Source organism: Pseudomonas sp. FW305-28 (genome assembly GCF_017351395.1).
GTDB classification, from domain to species: Bacteria; Pseudomonadota; Gammaproteobacteria; order Pseudomonadales; family Pseudomonadaceae; genus Aquipseudomonas; species Aquipseudomonas fluorescens_AA.
The window spans coordinates 1-2,574 of record NZ_JACNDD010000283.1; the positions used below are offsets into that span (position 1 = coordinate 1).

2 protein-coding genes are annotated in these 2,574 nt (G+C 60.7%); both read left to right on the forward strand.

The features are described 5' to 3' along the window. Positions 1 to 472 precede the first annotated feature (472 nt). Complete coding sequence (locus tag J4E53_RS30345) at positions 473 to 1,834, forward strand: cache domain-containing protein (RefSeq protein WP_060742185.1); 1,362 nt, start codon at positions 473 to 475, stop codon at positions 1,832 to 1,834. A gap of 31 nt (positions 1,835 to 1,865) precedes the next feature. Continuing rightward, a complete protein-coding gene (locus tag J4E53_RS30350) occupies positions 1,866 to 2,498 on the forward strand; it encodes a response regulator transcription factor (RefSeq protein ID WP_024619432.1) in 633 nt (210 codons plus the stop codon). Positions 2,499 to 2,574 lie beyond the last annotated feature (76 nt).

Consider the following 2,574-nt stretch of genomic DNA (forward strand, 5'->3'; position numbering starts at 1 on the left):
AGCGACCAGGTAGATGGCCACGGCGGCGACGACGATCCAGAGGGCGTTGATGGGTTCGCCGCGGCGCAAGGCCACGACACTCAACGCACAAGCTCCCAGAACAGCCACGGCAAACCAGGCGAGGTGTTTAACCAGACGGGTTGTCATTGCGTGTCTCCTGCCGATATCCAGTGGATTGCGGCGATTGTTTTTATAGTGTGCCCCGGCTATTCGGAGCCGGCCCAATATCCCTGCAAGTCGTCAATAAATAAATGCGCAGTACTACGTACAGGCCATCTACGTAGTTCTACGTAGACACCCATCCCCTGTGGGAGCGAGCTTGCTCGCGATGGCATTGTGTCAGGCGACATCCCCTCTGGCTGATCCGACGTCATCGCGAGCAAGCTCGCTCCCACAGGTTTTATGCCTCACCCATGGGTTTGGCATATGATGCCGCCATTCGCCTCCCCGCCGAGCCCGGACAGGAGTACAGATGCTGCTCAAACACAAAATCGTCGCCCTCGGGATTTTGCCGCTGGTCCTGGCCATCGCCGTCATCTGCGCCCTGGTGATCTCGCTCAACCGCCAGTTGGGCGATCAACAGGCACAACTGATCGAAGACAGCATCCTGGCGAGCAAGCGCGCCGAGTTGAAGAACTATGTCGAGATGGCGCAGAGCCTGATCGCCCCGCTGTATGACAACGGCCAGGGAGACGCGCGGGCGCAACAGCAGGTCCTGGAAGAACTGCGCAAACTCAGCTTCGGCATCAACGGTTACTTCTTCGTCTACGACCGCCAGGGCCGCAGCCTCATGCATGCCCGCCAGTCGGAGTTGGTGGGGCAATACCTCTGGGACATGAAGGACCCCCACGGCCTGCCGGTCATCCAGGCGCTGATCAAAAGCGCCGAGTCAGGCGAAGGGTTCCAGCGCTATGCCTGGAACAAGCCCTCCTCCGGCCAGGTGACCGACAAGCTGGCCTATGTCGTGATGCTGGACAAATGGGGCTGGATGCTCGGCACCGGGATTTACCTGGAAGATGTCGAGCGCGCCACCCAGCAGGCCCGTGACGAGGTCGCCCATGGCATCCACACCACCATGCAAGCCATCGCCGCGATCGCGTTGGTGGCGGTCCTGTTGGTGTTTGCCGGCGGCATGACCCTCAATGTCAGCGAACATCGCCTGGCCGACAAAAAACTGCAGCGCTTGAACCAGCGCATCGTCAGCTTGCAGGAAGAAGAACGCTCGCGGGTTTCGCGCGAGCTGCATGACGGCATCAGCCAACTGCTGGTGTCGATAAAATTCCAGTTCGAGCTGGCCAGCCACGTGTTGGAGAATGGCCAGGAAAACGGCCTGGGCATCCTGAAGAACGCCACTGACCGGCTCGGCGAAGCCATCGGCGAGATCCGTAATATCTCCCACGACTTGCGCTCGTCCCTGCTCGACACCTTGGGCCTGCCCGCCGCCATCGGCCAGCTCGCCACCGAATTCCAGCAGCGCAGCGGGCTGGAAGTGTCCTATCGAAGCAACGAATTCGATTGCCGCCTCGAAAATGGCGCCCCTGTCTCGCTGTTTCGCATTGCCCAGGAAGCCCTGACCAATATCGAGCGCCATGCCGGGGCGAAAAGCGTCGGCATTACCCTGTTCGGTTCCAGCCAGTCCTTGCGACTGACGGTGGTCGACGACGGGATGGGGTTCAACGTCCCGCAAGTGGAACGCGGCCATGCCGGCATCGGCCTGCGTAATATCCGCGAACGGGTCGAGCATTTCGGCGGACGCCTGGAAGTGACGTCCGTACCGGGCCGCAGCGAACTGGACATCCTGCTGCCCATGAACCTCTCGGTCACGGAAAACTGATGCACGCCCACGCCAACAAGAGCACTCGTCGATGAACCTGCCTCCCGTGATTCGCGTCGCACTGGTCGATGACCATTCCCTGGTCCGCGACGGCATCAGGGCCCTGCTGTCAGTGATGCCGCAACTGGATGTGGTGGGTGAAGCCGAGAACGGTGCGCAAGCGATCGAAATGGTCGGTCGCTGCCAACCGGACCTGCTGCTGATGGACATCGGCCTCAAGGATAAGAACGGGCTCGAGCTGACCCGGCTGCTGGGCAAGCAATACCCCAGCCTCAAGATCCTGATCCTCAGCATGTACGACAATTATGAGTACGTGAGCGAGTCCGTGCGTTCCGGCGCCAGCGGCTACGTGCTCAAGAACGCGCCATCGCGGGAGATCATCGCGGCCATCGAAGCCATCATCAGCGGCGGCACCTTCTACAGTGCCGAGATCGCCCAGCGGCTCGCCACCGACCCACACACCGACAACGAGCTGACGCCACGGGAAAGCCAGGTGCTGTACAAAATGGTCCAGGGCCTGAACAACAAGGAAATGGCCCGTGAACTGGACATCAGCGTACGCACCGTCGAAACCCATCGCCTGAGCATCCGCCGCAAGCTGAACATCGACAAGCCCGCGGCCCTGGTGAAATACGCGATCGACCACGGGATCATTTCCCGCTAGAGAAACCATTGTGGCGAGGGCGCTTGCTCCCTCGCCACAGGTGGCCCTTATACAGCGTAATAAACAGGGTGTTGAA

What these genes read in the sequence shown, in the direction of transcription:
- J4E53_RS30345 (WP_060742185.1), top strand. Translation starts at nt 473, where the DNA reads ATGCTGCTCAAACACAAAATCGTCGCCCTCGGGATTTTGCCGCTGGTC.
- J4E53_RS30350 (WP_024619432.1), top strand. Translation starts at nt 1,866, where the DNA reads ATGAACCTGCCTCCCGTGATTCGCGTCGCACTGGTCGATGACCATTCC.